The sequence below is a fragment of the Chitinophaga sp. genome, assembly GCF_019236475.1.
Taxonomy (GTDB): domain Bacteria; phylum Bacteroidota; class Bacteroidia; order Chitinophagales; family Chitinophagaceae; genus Chitinophaga.
In genome coordinates, this window is the sequence record NZ_JAFAIX010000002.1 from 372,455 (window position 1) to 392,751 (window position 20,297).

Genomic DNA, 20,297 nt, shown 5'->3' on the forward strand with positions numbered 1-20,297 from the left:
GTCGGAAAAAATTTATCCTTCAAATTAAATCATGCCGCCAAAATGATGGCCAGCTATAAAGCTGGCTGTAGGCGGCTTCTTGTCTTATTGCTGCTGGTACCGTTCTCCCGAGGGAATGCCCAAACACCTCCCGTGTCATCGAAGGTAACAGATGTATGGATTGTGGTGAAAAGCCATTTTGACTTAGGATTTACGGATCTAGCGGCCAATGTATTCCATCGGTACCGAGCAGAGATGATGGATAATTCCCTAAAAATTTTCGATCAGAACCGATTACTGCCACCATCACAGCGTTTTGTATGGACTGTTCCCGGATGGCCTTTATCGGCCCAGATGTTAGGACCTCAACAGGATTCTTTACGAAAGTTACGTATTGAGCAAGCAGTACGAGAAGGGGCACTCACTGCACATGCGTTGGCTTTCTCCACGCATACAGAGTCACAAGACTTAGAGGATCTGGTACGAGGACTCGTATTTTCAGCGAATGTGAGTCGTACCTATCACCGTCCATTGCCCATCGCTGCAAAAATGACCGATGTGCCCTCACATAGTTGGATCATGCCGGTTTTACTGCAACATGCAGGTGTTAAGTTTTTACATATTGGTGTAAACCCTGCCAGTCAATATCCCAGAGTACCCAAATTATTCTGGTGGGAAGGTCCCGATGGCTCCAGGGTCCTTTGTGGCTATACGGTGGATTACGGGAGCGACTTCCTACCACCTGCAGATTGGCCTTGCAAAAACTATTTATGTATGATCATGGCAGGCGACAATCACGGTCCTCCTACCCAGCAGGAAGTTAATAAGTGGAAACAGCAGTATGAAGAGAAGATGCCAGGAGTACGTGTTCACTTTGGAACCCTGGATGATTTTGCGCATGCCGTACTTGCAGAAAAAACATCACTGCCAGTTGTCCGGGGCGATATGCCAGATACCTGGATACATGGCTTAATGTCGATGCCACAAGCTACCAAAACAGCCCGCAATATGCGGCCAATGGAACCAGCTTTGGAAAGCTTCGATACTCAGTTGCGTAGTTGGGGCCTCCAGCCGGCTGCTATAGGGGTACCTTTAGCAAAAGCATATGAGCAGAGTTTATTGTACAGTGAACATACCTGGGGTATGAATGCAGAATACGGGCCCCGTCGCTTATATGGCGACGCCTGGAAACAGTGGATGGCCGACCTGGAAAAGGAGCCTTTACCGCCAGATGGCGATTATGCAAAATTACCCAGAGGTAGCAAGCGTAAATGGATGCAATCCTATGAGGACCATCGCAATTATGCCAATACTGCCGCTAACATCATAGATACAGCCATGCGTAATCGGCTTTCGATGCTGGCCAATGCCGTTAAAACGAAAGAAAAAAGCATAGTGGTTTATAATGCCCTTCCGTGGAAGCGTTCGGGTACTATAAACATGAACGGGCAATCGCTTTGGGTGACTGATGTTCCTGCAAATGGTTATAAGACCATTCCTTACCAGGAGATACAACAGCAACCTATGGAGGGGAGTGTAGTTGTGGAGACACGGTTCTTCCTTGCTACATTCGACCTTCAGAAGGGAGGTATCAAGTCCTTGATAGATAAGTCCACCGGCCAGGAAATGGTAAATCAGTCAGGAGAACAGGTTGTCGGCCAGTTTATACATGAAAGATTTAGTACAAACGAAGTGTATGATCGTTTCTTCAACCACTACTCCCGCATCAAGGATGGCTGGGGATTGAATGATATCGGCAAGCCGGGAATGCCGGATGCTACACAGGTGCCTTATCGTATGACCACGCCGGGCGATTGGAAAATCAGCCATACCCTTTCAACTGTGCAACACCAAGTAATACTGACTGCTACCGATTGTAAAGGATTAGCCAAAGGATACACCCTGATCTTTACCTTCCCAGAAGGTAGTCCGTATATTGATGTAGCATGGCAAGTAGACAATAAAACGCCAGATAAGCATCCGGAAGGTGGTTGGCTTTGTTTCCCTTTCAATATCCAGCAACCCAATTTTCGGATTGGTAGATTGGGCGCACCTATTAATCCCGCTACAGATATTGTACCTGGTACTAACCGGCATCTCTTTGCTGTAAATACAGGTGTTGCCATCCAAGGTACCAATGTGGCGGTAGGGATTTGCCCGATGGATGCGCCATTGGTATCGCTTGATGAGCCTGGCCTGTGGCGCTGGACAATGGACTTTATTCCTCATAAACCCAATGTATATGTGAACCTCTACAACAATATGTGGAATACCAATTTTCCCTTGTGGCAGGATGGCAGTTGGAGTGAACGGGTACGCATCTGGCCTATTTCACAGCACACCAGTGTTGATGAAAACCTGATGATACAGTCCTGGGAAGCGCGATTACCATTACTGGCCGCTATTGCCAATAATCCCGATGGCCAACTGCCAAACAGCAAACAGGGCCTCGTTCTTTCGCGAAAAGGAATTTTAGTAACTGCATTCGGAACTGATCCTAACGGCCACGCAGGTACGTTATTGACGCTGTGGGAGCAAGCAGGCATCACGGGAAAAGTAACGATACAGTTGCCGGATGGAATCAAAGCACAGCGGGCGATTCCCGTGGATCTAAGGGGCGAAAAATTGCCACTGCAAGCAATTCCTATTCATCAAGGGCGGTTTGCATTTGCGTGTAAAAAGTTTGCACCGGCCAGTTTTCTTTTACAATAATCTACGTTAGGTATATAAACGATCGAAATGAAGCAAAAACATCTACTAAAAAAATTACTTGGACTGGCTTTTTTGCAAATAGCCGTACTCAGTGCTGGCGCGCAGGTGAATTTCAGCACCAAACAGTGGAGCATTCAGTTGGATAAGGCTGGTAAGCTGACCAGTATGAAGAGTCTAGCATTGCAAAAGGAATTTCTCTTTGCAGACAAAGCCACTGCACTGATGAGTATTAAAAAAGACAGCATTATTTACGCTCCAAGCAGTTGTACCTGGAATCCGAAAAATGCAGAATTGACATTCACTTACCCGCAGACCGGCGTAGCAGCAAAAGTAAAAGTGCAGCGAAATGACAACTATCTCCGTTTCGAACTGATACAACTAACACCACAAGATAAAGTAGACCTTGTATTATGGGGGCCCTACCCTATCACCATTGCAGATACTATAGGTGAGGTAGTAGGCGTGGTACGTAGCAAAGAATTTGCTATCGGTATCCAGGCGTTAAATGTGAAAACATTAGGAGGATATCCCAATGCAGAGAGTGATATCGAGCCATCCTATGACGTATTTGAAGGTGGGAATAAAGTAGATGTAAAAGAAGATGATCTGCACAAACAGTTATTCAGGGGAGACGTAGCGCGCCCTACGGAATATGGTGCGGCATTACAAGCATACTGCCGCAATCGCAGTAAAGACAGGATAATCGAAAACTGGGGACATGCTGCTTACTTGGCTCCTGCCTTCAAAGATGGCGGCGTGGTGGGTAGCAAAATTGCGCTTTTTGGAGTGGCCAATGCAGATGTGCTGCCTACTATTTCACAAATTGAGCAGCGGGAAGGATTACCTCATCCTGTACTGGATGGAGAATGGGGAAAGCAGTCTATTCATGCATCTGAATCTTACTTGATCATGAATTTTGGCGTCAATAACCTGAAAGAGGCGATAGCAGTTACCAAGCAGGCGGGCCTACGTTATCTTTATCATGGCGATCCATTTGATAGTTGGGGACAATTCAAATTGCATAGCAATGAATTTCCGCAGAACTGGGCAAGTATGAAGGAATGTGTTGAAACGGCTAAAGCAGCCGGGGTGCGATTGGGGGTACATACTCTATCCAATTTCATCACCACTAACGATGCTTATGTGACACCGATGGCAGATCCCAGATTAGCCAAAGTGGGTTATTCCCGCCTGAGTGAAGCCATTGATGCCAATACAAAGGATATCGGAATAGAAGATCCAGTTTTCTTCAACCAGTTCCAGAATAATTCATTGAAATCTGTCGCCATCGGCAATGAAATTATTCGTTATGGTAGCGTATCTACTTCTGCTCCATGGAAATTGCTGGACTGCCAGCGGGGCGCTTTTGGCACCAAAGCTACCCCTCATGTACAACATGATTCGATCGGAAAACTGATGGATCACCCTTACAAAGTATTTCTGACCAACTATGCATTGCAGGAAGAAATGTCGAAGACAATTGCACGTCTTTTCAATGAGACCGGCCTAATGCAGATATCCTTTGATGGCCTGGAGGGCTGCTTTTCAACTGGTATGGGTCAATATGCCAAACAGTTATTTACTAAAACATGGTACGATAATTTGAAACCCGAATTAAAGGGAAAAGTGATCAATGATGCCAGTACGCCTACCCATTACTTCTGGCATATTTATACCAGGATGAACTGGGGAGAACCTTGGTATGCCGGTTTCAGGGAAAGCCAACTGCAACTACGACTCAAGAACCAACAGTTTTTCCGCCGTAACCTGATGCCGTCTATGTTGGGTTGGTTCAGCCTAAAACCTGAAACAACACTGGAAGACATAGAATGGATGCTGACCCTTGGAGCTGGATATAATGCAGGATTCGGTCTGTCTACCAGCCTGGAAACATTGCAGAAACACGGAATGAAAAATGAGGTATTGGCATTGATAAAAACCTGGGAACAGGCGCGCATGAAAAATATTTTCAGCGAAGACCAGAAAGCGCAAATGAGAAGTCTACAACATGAATTTCATTTGACGATGACCAGCGAAAATGAATACCAATTGACGCCAGTATATAATGCCTATTTCAAGCATACGCAAAAGCTGAAACAACCAGGTGAACCTGTATTTTCCTCTTTCCAATTTAATAATCCGACCGCATCCCAACCTTTGTCCTTTATCATTTCATTCGCACCAGGCAAGGACTTCGACCCCGATGTCACTTTTGATCAGATAACAATTACCATTAATCAACAAGATGCATTAGTATTGCCGGTTAGTCTTAAGCGGAACCAATTTCTCAAATGCGATGGAAAGGCAGTACGACTGTATAACAAGCAATGGCAATTGCTAGAAACGATAGCACTGCAAAAACCGCTGCCAGTCCTATCAAAAGGGGCCAATGAAATCACATTTGACGGAAAATATTCCGGTGAAAATGGCGCTGATGTCAAATTGGAAGTTCGCTCCATTGGCGAGCCTGCACTCATTCATGCCAAACACTAAGCATACACTTCACCTCCAAATCTTTTTGTTCAACTGTAGCCATTGGGCTTCAGTTGAACAAAAGATTTAGATCGCTCCTCTCAATAGTTTCCTGTCTATTCCTCGATTTCATCTCCGCATCCTAAAATGCCCTAAAAACGCGTATCTTTGCGCCTTTTAAGCCGCCGTCAACAACGGAGTATATGATGGATATAGGAGATGATTGCCAACAGGTTATAATAGCGCAAGCCGACACTGCTTTTTGTCGGTTTGAGGACCAGCATGCAGCCAGGGCAATGGCTGATAGGCTTACATTTAACTTGGAAGATGATATCCATCCCCTTTGTAAAATTGCCGTGGCAGGGCTACAACAACACCTTTCTTTGCAAACCGAGTGGAAGCACAATTTCGGTTTGGACAGCGATGGCGATGGCGCCATCATCGGAAAGATGTTCGGGGTATTGGTAGTACGAAATACCCATGGTGACATAGGGTACCTGTCGGCCTTTTCCGGCAAACTGGCCAATAGCAACCATCACAACAAATTTGTGGAGCCAATATTCGATGGACTAAAAGCAGGCGGCTTTGTAAATGCCGGCATGATCCGTTTGTCGGAAATCAATCATGAAATCGCCACACTGGCCATGGAAGATGCTTTCGGCAATGAAGCCGCAATCGCACAGTTGAAGGAATTCCGTAAAACCCATTCAGTGGCTTTGCAGCGCAGGATCTTGGAGCAATATAATTTCAGGAATAAGGCAGGCAATAGGAAGAATATGGTCGACATCTTCACCAAGCATGGCTATAAACAGCCACCTGCTGGAGCGGGCGAATGTGCAGGGCCTAAATTATTACAGCATGCGTTTCGCCATCATATGGAGCCTTTGGCTTTAGCTGAATTCTGGTGGGGCTTATCTCCCAAATCAGCCACTTGGAAACACGGCGCCTATTACAAGCCATGTAAGGAGAAATGTGCGCCCATATTGGATTACATGTTGAATGAATAAGAAAATTTAGGGAGACGAAACTCAACCGGGCAGCCTTCGTCACTCCCATCTTCGGATTTGCAGCAAAACAGCTATCTTCAATTTTTGCAATTACATATGGAAGAAAGAATCGCCTATAAACTTTTACTAAAGAATCATTGCGAGCAGGTTATCTTGGAACGCATTGCGATCACACAGCAAGCCATGGATGAGGCGCAGGCGGCCGCGAACCAGGAGGGTAAAAGTTCTGCAGGCGATAAGTACGAAACTGCAAGAGCCATGAGCCATTTAGAAAAGGATATGCATGCTAGGCAGTTGCTTGCTCATCAGGAGAGTCTCCAAGCCCTTCGTACTATCAATGTACAAGTCATCTATACGGTGCCCGCTCCGGGAGCGTTTGTACGATCTACTACCACCAACTTCTTTATAGGTGCAGGTCTTGGTAAACAAGTCATCAACGGAGAAACCATTTTCTTTCTTTCGCCCGTGTCTCCACTGGCACAGCAATTATGTAAGAAAAAGGTAGGAGATGAATTTGATTTTAAGGGGAAAGACCGAATAATAGAAACTTATTAAATGAAAAGCATCAAACATAAATCCAAACATAAATACATACAAAGTTATCAGGTAGATCTATACGAGGATCTGAACGCTTTCCATGTTATACAAATGTTGATACCCAATGACATGGGCGTTAAATTTTTTTAGTTGTCCTTAAAAATGCGTATCTTAGAATAACTATTGAACCCCGTTCCTCCTCATTTTTCAGTGGTACCCCCGAATTTTTATTCTTTAATCTTAAGAAACAATTTTTATGAGAAAGATTTATCTTTTCGTAGCGATTGCTTTTTTTGTAGCGTGTACTTCCAACACCAATCAATCAAAAATGGAAACTGTACAGTCAACTGATTCCAATGCTGTAAAACAGGAAGCAATGGCGTATCCTTACACAGCAACCTATTCTTCGGATTTTGAGATCGGTCACGCGAAAAATGCACAAACACTGCTCGAATTGTATAAAAACTGGGACAACAATACCCTCGACAATTCAAGGAGTTCTTTCGCAGACAATGATACCATGATTTTTGCCGATGGTACCATGTTCGCCGGTACTCGGGACAGTCTTTTTGTTATGGCTAAAAAGATGAGAGCACCGTTGGGTACTGTTGTTGATTCGATTCATGCTTGGATACCGCTGAGAAGTAAGGATAAAAAAGAAGATTGGGTGGTGATATGGACCCAAGAGCATTCAACGGATGCCAAAGGGAAAAAGACAGTCCGAGAAATGCAAGAAACATGGCGGTTTGACAAGGATGGTAAAATTAATTTGATGTATCAATATGCACAGCAATATCCTAAAATGCCGACACCGCCGGTAAACAAATAATACTTTTCAATATTCTAAATATCTGATGGAGCAGCGTTTGGGCCGAAAAGAAGAGGGACGAACCTTTGAGAGGAAGATTTGTCCCTTCTATATGGTTCTCCACTGTCATATTCATGAGCCCTTTTTTGGGTAGTGCCATGGGTTATTTTAATTGATACTGAACAGTGTTGAAATTATCCTGCTTATGTGCAAGTATCACGTTAACGCATAAACGGAGGAGGAATAAATATAAACAAAAAGCCTTCAGGTACAATGACCTGAAGGCTTATATTTTGTGATTCCATGGCTTAATAGATAATTGCTAAGGCATGATCATCTTTTATTAATAACCGGGGTTCTGCGGGAACGTATTCGTGGATCTATCAATCTGATCCTGTGGAATTGGGCGCAGGACGTGATTTGGCTTGATATTAGCGCCGCCTTCGACGTTGTGAAGGCGCACCCGTTCCAAGAGTTTGTTGGTTCTAACCAGATCGAACCAACGCATCTCCTCTCCTACCAATTCCCGACCTCTTTCATCCAGCAGAAAATCGATGCTCATATCAGTGGGGCCTACTTTCATGGCAGTGCGGTTTGCTTGGGTTTCCGCATCAGTTGTGCCGACACGTGCCGCTCTTAACCGCACTACGTTCACCAAATCAGCAGCCGCTTGGGCATTTCCCTGCATCAGCATGGCTTCCGATTCGATCAGGTAAGTTTCCGCAAGACGGAAAGAAATGAAGGGTCGTACCCCGGAAGCTTGGTTATCCGGCCGCAAAGCATCTGCAAATTTGTTTAGAGAAGGGTATAGCTTCTCCGTATATAACCGCGGTGGTACCATCATGTATTTTTTGCTGGCGATAACGGAGGCCGGCACATCATATCCTGGCAGGTAAACCGCTGTATCTCCCAGATTCAAGGAAGCGGTAGGCGCGTTAGTAAACCATACGGTAGTGAAGAATTTTTCATAACGCGTATCGTGTATTCTGTCTTTGTACAAGGTATCCAAGAGGTATCTTGTTGGTCTGAAACGCTTCCAGGGCGTGCCGTTGGGCAAATCGCGCTTCATTCCTGGCAATACATCATATTGCATCAGGAAAAAGCGGCAGGCATTATTATCACTGGAATTATACAGCGGATCGGTAGTATACTGTGCGGCCCAGATGGTTTCATTGTTGTTTTCCTTGCCTTGCGCCCATACTTGGCCTGGATCATCTAGCAGTTTGAATCCGTAATTTTTAATCACCATGTCTGCGTATTTGGCCGCATTTGCGTAATCTGTTGGCTGCGCCTGTGGCGAAGAAGCCCTGGTAAGATATACTCTAGCCAATAGATGTTCTGCAGCAGGTTTGGTGGCACGACCCCATTCTGTCTGGGATACTGGCAGGTCTTTTTCTGCATCCAGGAGGTCGTTGATCACAGCGTTATATACCGCCGATATAGAGTCGCGGTGCGCTTCCCGGAGTATCTGCGTATTCTCCTTTAAGCTTAATGGAATAGCGCCAAACATTTCCATCAATACGAAATGATAATGGGCCCTACAGAATTTAGCTTCCGCGATACCTTTCTTTTTGGAAGCATCATCGAGATCTGTGATTTTATCAGCACGGGAGATCACCACGTTACAGGTATTGAGGGTCTGATAAAAACTGTTCCAGACCTCTCTCACATGGTCGTACCGTGAATCCAACTGCGAGGTATATTGACTGGTAAATTTATAGTTACCATCCGAACCATTGGTGATGATATCCGTGCCTGTTTCTGTTAGCGTCATCCCTCTTTCTGTACTGTAAAAGTTACGCATAGATACATAGGACCCATTCACCGCAGTCAGAAAACCAGCCTTGGTATTGAAAAAATCATCTGTCGCATTGGTCACTACCTTTTCATCCAGCATTTTATTACAGGAGGCTGTAGCCAGCGACAGCAGCAACATAGCGGGAATTATATATTTCATAACGATTTTCTTTTAGAGATTTAAAACTTCGCATTAATACCGAATTGCAGCATCCAAGTGGCTGGCGCATCGACTCCAATCACATTCACATCTTCCGGATCAATTCCTTTCCATTTCTGACGGTAAGGCGCCAGGATCAATGGTTGTTTCACTCCAATCGTAAAGCGCAACTCCCGCATAGACCAGTTGTGGACCAGTTTATCCGGCATAGTGTAAGCGAGGGTAATGTTGCGAATCTTGAAGAAAGAGCCATCAAAATAGCTGAGCGATTGATAGTTGCTCGGCCTTTCCTGATTGGCATTCGGCCGCGGAAAATCGTTGGAAGGATTGGATGGCGTGTTATAATTCACATCGAGGTTATTATAACGTCCAAACAAGGTATTGTAGTTGGCGTAGAAATCGCTCTTAATCATACTTCCCCAACGAGCAAACGCCACTACCGATAATTCAAAACCCTTATAAGAAAAACGTTGTGTGGTACCTGCTTGCCATTTCGCTTCAGGAGAGCCCAGGATCAGGCGGTCGTTCTTAGCATCGATTACGGTATCCTTGTTCACATCTTCCAATCTTATTTCCCCTGGTTTCACACCGTATCTGGCTGCTAATGCGGCATCTTTATCTTGCCAGATACCAATCTTTTTAAAGTCGTAGTACACATAAGTAGGCTGACCTACGAACCAGGCATTTCCGATATCAGCAGCTCTGCCGTCCCCAAGCGATAAAATCCTGGACCGGTTGCGGGAATAGTTGACATCCATTTTCCAAGAGAATCCTTGAGGATTATCGATGACGGTAGCAGAGACGCCGATTTCCATACCTCTGTTACGGCTTGTGCCCAGGTTCATCAATACCTGGTTAAAACCATTGCTATAAGGCAGTGTTTGTGGCATCAAAAGGTCGGTGGTACGCTGATTATACCACTCGATCACACCGCTGATACGGCCGTTGAAGAAGCCGAAGTCGAGCCCGATATCTGTAGACGTAGTTGTTTCCCAAGTAAGTGAAGGATTACGTAGGTCTGATGGTACATAACCTAGCACGCCTTTATTTCCGAATGAGTATGGAATCCTTTGCAGCGCACCTTGGGTTGCGTAAGGTGTAATACCAGTATTGCCTATACGACCATAGCTAGCACGAAGTTTCAGGTTATCCATGAGGTGTTGCCCTTTGAAAGGCGCTTCATTCATAATGTTCCAGCCTACCGCCACGGAAGGGAAATAGCCCCATTTTTTTCCAGGAGCAAAACGAGAAGAACCATCGGCACGCATCGTCAGCGTCAATAAGTAACGATCATCGTAGCCATAGTTCACGCGGCCCATGTAAGAGAGGATGGTCCATGTACTAAGACTGCTACTCAATCCTGTAACATTCAGCGCTTGACCGAGGTTGAAGTACTGCTGGGTTTCTACGGGGATACCTCTTACATTAGTACCTTGCATATCGGTGGTCTGACGCTGTACGCTATACAGGCCGGTTACGCCGATACTATGTTTCTTTACCAGTTTATTGTAGGTAAGCAAGTTTTCAATCGTATAAGCGACTACAGAAGCATTGTTCTTCGTAGCAGTGGCATCGCCACCACCGATGAGGAGATTGGTATTATTCTTCCCTTGGAACAGGCCATAGTTATAGGATTGAATATCCGGCCCAACGTTGAGACGGTACTTCAATCCATTGATAATTTCCACCTCTCCGTATAAACTGGTGAATACGCGCAAGCGTTTCATCAGTTCAACACGGTTATCGTTTACATAATCGAGTAGCGGGTTTGGTTGTTGGCTATCGCCGGTTGGGTAGGTAATCAACTTACCGTTATCATCATATGGCGCCGCAATAGGCAGCATTTTCAGGGCGTTATCGATCCCATTGTAAGTTTCACCATTACGGCGACTGTATGCTCCCAGCAAACTAGCCCCTACTCTAACCCTGTTGCCTATACGCTGATCCAAAGCCAAGTTGAAATTGTAGCGCTCGTAGCTCTGTAGCTTCAGTACCCCTTGGTCTTTAAAGTAGCCCAGGCCAATGCTATAGCGGGTATTGTCTGATCCACCGGAAACGTTTACCCCATGGTTACTCTGGTATCCTTGGGATATCATGAGTTTCTGCCAATCGACGTCCACTCCTTTTTTTATATTGGCATATTCCGTGGAGTTAAAGATTTTCTGATCAGATGCATCTTTATTATTATCGTCATATTTCCCGATGGTGCGGTTAGCATCTCGGCGCATTTCAATGAAGCGGGCAGCATTCATCATCTGCGTTTCACCCAGTTGATTCACAATGCCATAGGAACCGCTGTAGGAAACCACGGGCTTTCCTTCCTTACCCCGCTGGGTAGTGACGAGGATTACGCCGTTGGCGCCCCTGGAACCATAAATGGCAGTAGCAGAAGCGTCTTTCAAAATATCCATCGATTGTATTACTCCCGTGCCGATATCATTCAGGCTACCGGAATAAGGAATTCCATCTACTACGTAGAGGGGATCGTTGCCGGCGTTGAGGGAGCGAGAACCGCGGATTCTTACCTGTGGCTCATCTCCCGGTTTGGAGCTGTTATTGATCACTTCCACGCCAGGTGCACGGCCTTGAAGTGCCTGTTGTGGGTTGGTTACAGGCACATCCTGAATCGATTTTGAGCTTACAGTAGAAATGGCGCCGGTGACATCTTTTTTCCGCTGTTGGCCATATCCGACTACCACAATTTCGTCGAGTTTTTTGCGATCTTCTTCCATTACTACGGAAACGGCTGTACGACTACGAACTGGTTCTTCCCGTGTGGCATAGCCTATAAAAGTGAATACTAGTACAGCACCGGCCGGATCTGCTACTTGCAGTTTGAAATGTCCTTTTGTATCCGACTGTGTACCGCTGTTTTTGCCCTTAATGGCAATGGTTACCCCTACCAGTGGCGTTTTCTGGGCATCAAGTACATTGCCCTCTACCGTGATGGCTTTTTGCTGCCCCCAAGAGAATTGATATAATAGCAAGCATGCTATTAGACATAGAAGTCCTGATAAAGGTTTTTTCATAACGTTAATTTTGGAATTAGTGGATTAAAGGGCTTGTATTAAATTCAGATTTTGGTATTTCTATTCACGGTTCTTCGGATAACAAAATAGTAAAATTTTGAAATCCTGCAATCGTTTGCAAATTAATCTGGATCCTTTTTTTGTCGCGTGGCGAAAATTATCAGCGAATGGGGAATTGTAGGGAAAATTGGTTTAAATAGTATGTATAAACATGCTGGAGCAAACTAAATTCCTAATAGTGTATTCAATATAAATAACTGTATATTATACAATTATTGCAGCAATTTTGGTAAAACCATGGAGTGACGTCTGCGACGTCACTCCATGGTTTTATTTTTACTTCGTCCCTGCCGGTGGCAGGGACGACAGGTTGGAGTACAACGTGTCTCCCTATAACCAAAGCTTAATAATTGAGTTACTATCTATTACTAAAGTTATCTGGCTCAAAGATCTATCTGGTTGATCAAGGTAAATAGATTTTCTTTGTACTTTATAAACTACCAACGAACCTAGCAATGAAGCGTGTAGCATTTACTTTACTATTGACCTTATTCTTCTTTAACAGCCAATCACAGACAATTTACGGGCAGACCGATTATATGTATGGTAAGATGGCTAATGCCACTGAAACCCTTGTCGGCTATTTTTCTTTTGATAAAGTAATCTCCAGCAATGGGCAAACGGTCTATTATTGGAAGGGCCCAGGAACCAGGCCCAAAACGTTTCAGTCGCGTAAATATGATTACTTCCAAGGTGATTCCATCTATATGGAAAAATTTGGCACCTTGGCTGCATTAGGAGGAAAGGTGGAGATGATGCTTCCCAGGATAATTGATGGCAGGATTCAGTTATTTGAGTTGACTTTTAGACGGGAATCACTACCTATGTTTAAATCGGACCGTTTTTATGTCAAGAAAGGTCAGGAGAAATTTCAACTGAAGAAAAGGAAGTTTAAAGAGCAAATGAGGACTTTGATTAGTGAAGACGCCGTTTTACTAAATAAGATAGAAAACGAAGAACTGACATTTGACGACATCATAGATGTGATTCTAATGTATAATAAGAATAACCCGGCTTAGATATACGTATAATCATCACAGTTAGTTAAACCAGGTAATGATACTTATAAAAAATATTTCACCATGCAAGAAAAATTAACCCTACTGAATAAATATCTCAAGTCCACCTCCGTCGAGGATTTTGATACCATCCCTAACAGCGTAGTATTTTGGGTAGATTGGAGAGAGGAAGATGATGCAGTGGTAGCATATTGTGAAAAACGGTTGCAAACTGGTCAACTGTCTGCTACCATGGAAGATAAACCTGATGGTCTGGAATTACAGATCACTTTTCAAGGCACTACGCATCGTGATATAGTCGTAGACAGGGATCGCACGATTATCTTCCTAAATTCGATTATTCAACCAAACTATGAAATCCGCTTCTGCAAGGCCAGCGAGGGTAGCGATACCTTGGCATTTCTACCATTAACAGCCACTGAATGGCAACAACTGGAAGCGCAGTATGGAGCTGATGTGATCAACAGTTGCTTTGAAAGCATTAACACCGCATCAGAGATGTTTAATAAGTCGTATGATTTTGAAATGGAGGATGATCAGGACATCGATTAAAATGATATTTTAGAAACCAATATGGTAGGGAGTTTTGCAGTTTTTCCTGCAAAACTTCTTTATTTTTGGTACCCGTAATACCTTTGATTTTATTTACCTGTAGTATTTTGCTTCTGATCAAATGGGGTATAATTTTCCCAGTACCAAGGTGTATAATCATTACCAATTGCTGCTTCCATCAGGGATTTATAAATACCTTCTCCGTTATCGCTGTTGGTCATAATAATGATACCAATCCCTTTTTCTGGAAATCCTATTGCATAATGTCCCCAACCTTCACTATGACCTTCTTTAAAGAAAGCGTAGCCACAAGGTGTTTTAAGTAAACCGACCCCTAATCCGTAAAATATCTTGGTATTGGAAATAGTTTTGTCATCTACTAAAGCATTAGGGCCAAATTGTTGCTTGGAAAGAATGGGCACCTGTGGGGAGAACATTTCATGGCTGCTTTTCTTTGAGAGCCCTTTTTGCTGTAATAAAGCTGTGAAGAAAGTGGAAAAATCGTTTATAGTAGTATACATAGATCCGGCGGAATGAGGGGAAGTCCTTTTATCAAATTCATAAGGCTTTTGTAACGAATCATGCCCGACACAATAGTCTTTATCAAAAACTTCCTGCCATACATAGCTACTGTTTTTCATTAATAAAGGATGGAAAGTTTCTTCCTGGGCAATAGTCTCAAAATCTTTTCCTGTAATTTGCTCCAGTACAAACTGCAACAGATACATTCCTTCCCCTGAATAGCTATACCGCGTTCCCGGATCATATTTAATCCTCAGTTTCCCATCGGTTTCAAACCCTCTGTAATTAGGTAGGCCGGTTGTATGGTTCAGGCACATTCTTGCTGTAATCCTTTCGTATCTTTTGTCCTCTTTGATGTCCTGGTACCCTCGGCTTTTCTTCGTGAAAGCATATTCATATAGTGGTTTCTTCAGGTATTGTACCAATGGGGTATCAAGGTTAATAACACCTTTGTCTACCATTTTTAAAACCGTATAGGCAAACACAGCTTTGCTCAAAGAACAGCTCCAGTAAATGGTGGCAGTGTCCATCTTTTTTTGTGCTGAAAGGTCAGCATAGCCATAACTTTTTATATAGACAGGTTTATCCTTATTGAAGACAGCAACAGATAATCCTGTTACTTTTGCAGTATCCATTAGTCCTTTTATGGTATGGTCTAATTGGTCAAAACGGATCGAAGAACCATCCAGCCGCTTTATATTTTGTGCGGAAAGCTTTGAAGAAAATGATAGTAAAACTAAAGAAACACAAGAAAGAAGTAAGATTTTTAAAGGGTTCATAATGTGTAATCTTTTCCTATTAAAATTTAAAGAATGCTTTGCAATGAATAGTATTACAATGGACTTGCTACTTCAGTAATACCAATATACTGATAATTAATATATTTATCAAATATTATATAAGGCTTCTTGGGGGTATTGTATTGTGTTGAGTTATTAGTGGTATTCAAATACAGCGTATTAAATAGTCTTGGGACTTGGCATATTGAAGAAAAAAATTGAGGGTGTATCAAAAGTAATTTGGGGAGACGCGGAGTATTCGGACAACGATAATTCTCTCCCATTTACCTGCATCAAATCGGGTAAAAATTACTTTTGACACACCCTCCTATTATGATATTGTTAGGCTATCAAAGGCTTAGTTAGCCCACTTTCCAGGATTATTTCTGGTCAGGCAAATACATGATCCGGAAACTTGCATACTTGCTATCGTAGCCGAGGTCCCCGAACAAATTTGAAAATGAAAGGAACGCAACGCTTTGTGTACAGCCTTCATTTGCCGGGTTGAAATCTACCGGGTCATTGTCAAAAGTGGCATTGACATCCCAGGGATTTTGAATTTCGAAAGTGGTACCTTCCGGCGTTAAATCGCCACTGATTCCCCTCAATACCATGGCATGGCTTCCTCCAGAATCCCAGATAAAAGTGAACCATAAAGGACCATACTCGCTGAGCCATTCCTTCCATTGTTGTGGTTCATAATAAACACACGTATCGGCGGGTACGTCGATCACGCTTTTGAATCCATAATGGTCTCTTACATCTTCCAACATATCCCATGAATAACAGGAACTAAGGCTTTTCCCCACTGAATTGGCCAGCATGTCTGGGGTAATGGATTGCTTGCGTTTATATCCCACCACCATGGCCATGGAAGCGGCCCAGCAGGAGTCTTTATTAGGCTGTGGAATGAGTTCAACATCATAATAAATGGAATCATCGGCAGCATTGTCGGCTGAAGTTTCAGCGCTCTCGTTTACTGGATCTGGAAATCTGAAAAATAAATTTGCTTTCATGTTTTTAGTTTTAATGTCTTAAGAATAGGAGTAGCCCGGGAGTGGATTGGGCAGTTTGGGAAACCGGCAGTTGATGGTACCGATTAAAAGCATATCAAACCTTGGATTGGTGCGTCGTTGAAGTGCGATCTCCTTTTGCATGTCGTTATCTAACCGAATGGAGCAACTCGTGTCTTCATACATTTCTTCATTCCTAATCTCGATATTGTAATCATCTTTTTTCAGGCTTGGTAATACTACTGTTCCCGTTCCGCTGGTTTCCATTGAATAGGATGAGCCATCGTTTTTATTGGTAACACTCACCGTAACGCCAGTAATGACGGTATTTAGATTGTCTTTGAAGGTCAAATTCAATGTTGCTGTTGTTTTTGGCGCTTCATTGCCGGCAGGTCCCTGCATAAATAGCCCAGTAACCAATATTGGTTTGAATGTCTCCGATGCAGGGTTAATACTTGAAAATCTAATATTGTCATTTGAAGCGCGCAACAATTTGGCTTGAACATCCATCTTGGGTTCAAGATTTGCTGCAATCTGGTTTTTAAAAATCGGGCGTATGGGCGTATTACCGGCATCCAATAGTCGGTACCTCATGGCTGGCCGATTGATTGGGACGATGGCTTTTAGATCATTTACTTTTTTCAATCCCGCTATATCTTTAAACCGGTAGGAATTCAGGTCAAGCGCAGCAGGTGTACTATTGTTTTCTTCGTGGGTATCTTTATTATACGAACAGATCCTTCTTATGAACATAAATTTATCGATATAGGAAGGCATCAGCCCATTTGTTAGCCCTTGTTCATCGGAAACCGGCTGCATACTGCTGTCGGGAAAGGTCCAGAAAGATGAATTGATCAATTCGGGTTTGAACCAGTTTCTTAAAATGGTTACAAATAGATATTCAAATTCTATCTTACTGAAGGCAAGGCTACTGCTTTGTGCGTTGTAAAATGTTTCTCCCAATGTATTTTTGGCCTCTATTTCCAGCGCATTAATCTCACTTTCTTCCAGTACCATTTTTGTCCAGCCATGATAATCATATCTGAAAAGGTCCTTGGGAAGGCAAGTGGCTGGCAGGAAATCGATATTTGAATTGATCGTGGTCAATTTTTGCAGCTTGGTTTGTAGCCACTTGTATTCCTCGTTCCATTGCGAAATAAATGCGCTCCTTGCATTGGATACTTTTACACTCTTCAGGGCCCTTTCTATACTTTCTTTTTGTCCATTAATTTGCCAGTCATTCAGCAACACTCCTTGCTGGGTCAACAATGCTTCCTGTTCCCGTTTGCTTTCCTCGTCTGATGGATTGTCGGCAACCTTTTCTGTCATGGCGCTCAACTGGTTAGTGCACTCACTATAGCGATCCCTAAAAGAAAGGTACTTTTTGTAAGCTGCCGTGGGCTCCAGGCTTTCATCTTCAAAAAGTAGTTTTCTTGCGTCTACGTACAACTGTTTATCGGCATCACTCAATGAGCCGTCGATCAAAATGGCATTCTCAAATATGCGCTTGTAGGCATTTTGTAAAAACTCATCTGGCAATAAGCTGTAAATTTTATCATTTCGTACAATGCCATTCGCTAAAAAAGTAAAGGCCATTTGATTTTCGAAGCTCTCAGAAAGCTGGTTGGCGGGCAAAGTTGTATCCAGGAAGTTAAAGTCTTCATTGGTGAATACCGTTGCAACCGGCGTAAAAGTCTGGAAACAGGAAGCCTGTTGATTCCCCAATTGGGAAAATACATTTTGCAACTTCCTGAATATAATTGCGTTTAAAAACATACATCAATATATTTTTGGATGTTCGCTCGTTAAAAAACTGTTTCAGGGCAAAATGCTTGGTGCTAGATCCAACTCGTGATATTCGGTAGCGGATTAGGACTTTTAGGCAGCATATGGCAATTGAAACCAATGATCTGCATGCCGTCTACTGCGATACCTTGTCCATCCATATGCGATTGGTAATTAACATGGCTATCGTTGTGTGTATAATTAGCATTCACGGTAAATGGCCCCCAACCTGCAGCACCACTAGCGCTATTTTTTTCAAAATCAGCATGAAACTGCGAATTGTACTGTCCGAAATCCATTTTCAGATTTCTAATAAATAGGATAGCTGTAGGATAACCCGGTAAAATTCCTTTTGGCGGCATGGCCCCATCACAAAGGAATTCACCCCTCGATTGTACTTCGGGATTACCGGCATCTAGCTTCCATGCTTTGGAAGTAAGAAAGGGTGTTTTTAGCCAAGGACGTACAATAGGCACTTGGCACATTTGGAAACTCAGGGAGAAGTTGCTGGCATCAAAGCTCGCATTGGTACTGCCATCACTATGTTGAAAGCCACCGGATGCATTGAAGCCCAAAAAACCGGCGGAAGCAGATGCGCCATAGGAGGTAAACTGGCTATCGCGATGCGAGCTAAAATCGGCCGATTTAAAAGTAAATGTTGTCCAACCGCCATTTACAAAATCACCCGGTACCAAAGAGGTGTAGTAGAAGTCGGACCCAGATGCTAAGCCTGTTAATTTTGCTTTGTCTAACGCGTCTTTATAGTCTGCTTTTAATAAAGACAGATCCTTGCTCATGATCTGATCGATCCTAGCAGCAATGCCCTCGTATTCATTTTTATAGCCGTTTGTTTCCCAATCGAACAGGGCTGCTTTCACTTTATTGCGAAGAGCGTCGGCATTCAGGCTCCAGAAATGTATGGCTTCGGAGTTATTGCCTGCCAGTGCATTCACGCGGTGATTGTTATATTCCACCACCGCATCGGTATAGGCCGACATCTTCTGGTTGTACAATACCACTAGCGGGCTCGGTTCAAGCACTTCAGTTTCTTCATCGGTAATAAGGTCTTTTTTCTTTCGTTTTACCTGCAGCAGTTGTTTGAACTTTTCAATTTTTGCTTTTTCGTCTGCGGTCAATTCTGTGTTGGCTACCTGACTGAATTGCAAGGCGTATCTGTATACATCCGACAAAGTGCCTTCATTCTGGTGAATACTCAGTCTGGATAATCCGCCGTTGGTACCGGCATTGATATCGGGTACGAAATCGACCAGTCTAGAAAGGTTCTCCGCCTGCATATACAATTTACCGGTGTCACTGGCTCTAAGGCGGGCTTTATCATCATCTGAAAGTGGAATGGGTTTTCCATCCTCGTCTTTTTTGGAGTTATCGGTCATCACACCTGTCAGGCCCTGGGTAAGAAACCGCAATTCGTCTGGCGTAATGGGAATTCCGGGAGAACACCAACTGAAGAAATTGTCGCTTGAACTGGGGACTGTCGCATCTCCCTGTGTAAGGATCTCATAAAGTTTACCCAAGATTCCTTGCATTAGTTGACTGGGCAAAATGTTTTTTAGATCTGGCATTTTGTTTACAATTTAAAGGGGTTAAAAAAAGTATTTGAAAATGCTGGTCATGTCAATATAGGTTCACAGAATGAATAGGTTTTAATGACCAGGTGACGAGTTACTACAGTAATCTCTATACCTTGGTCGCTATCTTGAAAAAAAGGGAAACAGTATTATTAAATTCTATTTTTGGCTGTTGGGGAAAAATGGCAGCGAGACTGTCAATTGAGCTCAAGAAGGTATCAACAATAGGGAACTGGTGCTATAGTTTGATAAACTTATTTTGGTATAAGAGAAATCAAATGCTGCATTTAAGTTGAATATCTTGCTTTGATGATTTAGTCTAAAATAAGTAGAAGCCGTCTCAAAACAAGAGACGGCTTCTTCGTTTAGATAATTTGTTTTTATAATGATTTTGTACTTCTCATTTTTAGAAGCGATAGTTTAGCATGATTTTTATGCTATTTTCTTTCTAAGATTGTGCGCCATTGCGACTAATCC

13 protein-coding genes are annotated in these 20,297 nt (G+C 43.3%); 7 read left to right on the forward strand and 6 right to left on the reverse strand.

Features of this window, described 5'->3' with window-relative positions:
* Positions 1 to 42: 42 nt before the first annotated feature.
* The 5 genes from JO154_RS02115 to JO154_RS02135 all read left to right on the forward strand — a co-directional run bounded on the left by JO154_RS02115 (position 43) and on the right by JO154_RS02135 (position 7,536).
* A complete protein-coding gene (locus tag JO154_RS02115; RefSeq protein ID WP_291941440.1) occupies positions 43 to 2,691 on the forward strand; it encodes a hypothetical protein in 2,649 nt (882 codons plus the stop codon).
* Between the two features lie 27 nt (positions 2,692 to 2,718).
* Positions 2,719 to 5,184, forward strand: a complete 2,466-nt coding sequence (locus tag JO154_RS02120; protein ID WP_291941441.1) for a hypothetical protein — start codon at positions 2,719 to 2,721, stop codon at positions 5,182 to 5,184.
* 182 nt (positions 5,185 to 5,366) lie between these two features.
* The gene (locus JO154_RS02125) at positions 5,367 to 6,170 is read left to right on the forward strand and encodes a pseudouridylate synthase (RefSeq protein ID WP_291941443.1); all 804 of its coding nucleotides are present in this window, start codon (positions 5,367 to 5,369) and stop codon (positions 6,168 to 6,170) included.
* 96 nt (positions 6,171 to 6,266) lie between these two features.
* Complete coding sequence (locus JO154_RS02130; protein ID WP_291941445.1) at positions 6,267 to 6,725, forward strand: hypothetical protein; 459 nt, start codon at positions 6,267 to 6,269, stop codon at positions 6,723 to 6,725.
* A gap of 238 nt (positions 6,726 to 6,963) precedes the next feature.
* On the forward strand, positions 6,964 to 7,536 hold the full coding sequence (locus tag JO154_RS02135; protein ID WP_291941447.1) for a hypothetical protein: 573 nt from the start codon (positions 6,964 to 6,966) through the stop codon (positions 7,534 to 7,536).
* Positions 7,537 to 7,858: 322 nt separating this feature from the next.
* Here JO154_RS02135 and JO154_RS02140 read toward each other — a convergent pair whose 3' ends face one another.
* Both JO154_RS02140 and JO154_RS02145 read right to left on the reverse strand, forming a co-directional pair.
* Positions 7,859 to 9,472: a RagB/SusD family nutrient uptake outer membrane protein gene (locus tag JO154_RS02140; protein ID WP_291941448.1), complete on the reverse strand. Its 1,614-nt coding sequence runs from the start codon at positions 9,470 to 9,472 to the stop codon at positions 7,859 to 7,861.
* A gap of 20 nt (positions 9,473 to 9,492) precedes the next feature.
* Entirely contained in the window at positions 9,493 to 12,501 is a 3,009-nt protein-coding gene (locus JO154_RS02145; RefSeq protein ID WP_291941450.1) for a TonB-dependent receptor, read from the reverse strand.
* Between the two features lie 515 nt (positions 12,502 to 13,016).
* Here JO154_RS02145 and JO154_RS02150 point away from each other — a divergent pair.
* A complete protein-coding gene (locus JO154_RS02150) occupies positions 13,017 to 13,580 on the forward strand; it encodes a hypothetical protein (RefSeq protein ID WP_291941452.1) in 564 nt (187 codons plus the stop codon).
* A gap of 63 nt (positions 13,581 to 13,643) precedes the next feature.
* Positions 13,644 to 14,132, forward strand: a complete 489-nt coding sequence (locus tag JO154_RS02155) for a hypothetical protein (protein ID WP_291941454.1) — start codon at positions 13,644 to 13,646, stop codon at positions 14,130 to 14,132.
* 89 nt (positions 14,133 to 14,221) lie between these two features.
* Here JO154_RS02155 and JO154_RS02160 read toward each other — a convergent pair whose 3' ends face one another.
* The 4 genes from JO154_RS02160 to JO154_RS02175 all read right to left on the reverse strand — a co-directional run bounded on the left by JO154_RS02160 (position 14,222) and on the right by JO154_RS02175 (position 19,778).
* Entirely contained in the window at positions 14,222 to 15,433 is a 1,212-nt protein-coding gene (locus JO154_RS02160; RefSeq protein ID WP_291941455.1) for a serine hydrolase, read from the reverse strand.
* Positions 15,434 to 15,813: 380 nt separating this feature from the next.
* Positions 15,814 to 16,449 carry a papain-like cysteine protease family protein gene (locus tag JO154_RS02165; RefSeq protein WP_291941457.1) on the reverse strand — a complete coding sequence of 212 codons (636 nt, stop codon included), beginning with the start codon at positions 16,447 to 16,449 and terminating at the stop codon, positions 15,814 to 15,816.
* Between the two features lie 18 nt (positions 16,450 to 16,467).
* Positions 16,468 to 18,222, reverse strand: coding sequence for a carboxypeptidase-like regulatory domain-containing protein (locus tag JO154_RS02170; RefSeq protein ID WP_291941459.1), 1,755 nt, complete (start codon positions 18,220 to 18,222; stop codon positions 16,468 to 16,470).
* Between the two features lie 62 nt (positions 18,223 to 18,284).
* On the reverse strand, positions 18,285 to 19,778 hold the full coding sequence (locus tag JO154_RS02175; RefSeq protein WP_291941460.1) for a hypothetical protein: 1,494 nt from the start codon (positions 19,776 to 19,778) through the stop codon (positions 18,285 to 18,287).
* Between the last annotated feature and the right edge of the window lie 519 nt (positions 19,779 to 20,297).